Genomic DNA, 1,676 nt, shown 5'->3' with positions numbered 1-1,676 from the left:
AGTGTGGTAACTTCCATTCTTCTGGAAGGCCTCGACTTTTTAATGCATTGACGACATGCCCGGGATCCGGGGTGTTGGGTTTAGGTGGCTACACTCTCAATTCTGAAGAGCCGTATTAGATCATGACCGCAGAATTTTTCACTCCTGCTTTGAGAAGTAAGCTCGCACGGGCATTAGGAAGCAACCAGTACATCACCCACAATGATCTAGGCGCTCTCTGGATTGAATTCGCACCTAAGATCGAAGAACCAAGCGTCTCAAAACCCAAAAAGGCGCTTGAGATGGTGAAAGCAATAACAGCCAAATTTGACGCCGATCATCAGTTCGTCAAGCTCGTCAACACCGTGTACTACGAGGATCCATATGGAGCGGAACGGCGCAACGAGGGGCAAGAATTCGATGATCTGGAAAAGGAACTGGAACGCTTAGGGTTTATTCTGAGCGACCAATCGGTCGCGTTACCAGCAACCGCAAATTCATCTCCGCCCGAGAAACCAGCACAAAACTGGGTCGCCTCATGGCGTGACACTAAAGCTAATGACTCTGAATCATCCACTCCGGAATGGATGAAACCATGGCCACGCGTCAACAATATAAACGAAATCAGTGAGGAAAGAATGCAAAAACTTAACCTTGATCCTCGCAGGGTTTTTATCGTTCACGGCAGAGACCTAGACTCCAAAAATACTCTTGAGCGTTTTCTAAAGCATGTCGATGCACTACCTTTGACCTGGACTGATGCACGTCAGCTTACCAATAAGCCCTCCCCCTCTACGTTAGAAATTGTTAAGGCTGGCCTCATGAACGCCCAGGCAGTGGTGGTCCTATTTACCCCCGACGATCAAGCCAGGCTGGATAAGCAGTTCGTCAAGCCAAGCGATCGAAGCCCTGAAAAAGAACTAACCGGCCAAGCTCGTCAAAATGTCATTCTTGAAGCAGGAATGGCATTAGCGATGGATGATCAACGAACCATCCTGGTCCGCAAAGGTTTCACTCGCCCCATCTCCGATATCGAAGGCGTCCACTGGATTGATCTAAAGGACAATTGGGATGATCGACAGATTCTTCTCAACGCGCTAGAAGCGGCCAACGTGGCGGTTAGGCGAAACGTTAACATAATGGACGAAAGTATCGGCTCCTTCGAAAATCATGTCCCAAAAACGTCAACAGTCTAGTAGTGATCTACGACCGTTTCAGGACATGGTTTCGGGAATCTGAAAATGCAGAAGAACCGCCGTTTAGCGCAGCCGCGCTAAACGGCGATTCTTCTTCCCGTAAACGATCGTTTTTGAATCATCTACACTACTCAAAGCATCGACTGTTCAAAATTTTTTAATTGCGCTCAATACCTCGTCAAATACGGATTAAATGTTGAAGCTCAGTATAAGCTGATCAATATGATTGACTAAGGCAACTAACAGATCGATGGGTGAAACTTTTGAAAAAAATCACTTCAATTGCTCTCGGCGCTCTTCTGCTAGGTAGCTCGTTGCTGAGCGCGCCAGCTAATGCAGCCCAGATGGAGCCAGAAAATTTCGTAGAAACACAGGCAGTCCCAGCCTATGCTGTCGGGGAAAGTGGAGAACGGTTCTACTTTGACAACATTGAACAGAAGTTAGGGGTCGCGCAACCCGCAGCATACTGGTCTGAACCGTCCCGGAAATCATGCCGCCGTC

Annotated in this window: 2 protein-coding genes; both read left to right on the top strand. The window is 48.0% G+C overall.

Features of this window, described 5'->3' with window-relative positions:
* The first annotated feature begins 122 nt into the window (after positions 1-122).
* Positions 123-1,175 (top strand): nucleotide-binding protein, encoded by a 1,053-nt coding sequence (locus tag ACT3UA_RS18880; RefSeq protein WP_096286798.1) that lies wholly within the window; start codon positions 123-125, stop codon positions 1,173-1,175.
* A 254-nt stretch (positions 1,176-1,429) separates the two neighbouring features.
* Positions 1,430-1,676 (top strand): hypothetical protein (locus tag ACT3UA_RS18875; protein WP_444617868.1); only part of this gene is annotated, 247 nt, incomplete at its 3' end.

Origin of the sequence: Glutamicibacter sp. 363 (assembly GCF_052379505.1) — a bacterium.
GTDB lineage: Bacteria > Actinomycetota > Actinomycetes > Actinomycetales > Micrococcaceae > Glutamicibacter.
This window is presented reverse-complemented; position numbering and strand designations above follow the sequence as displayed.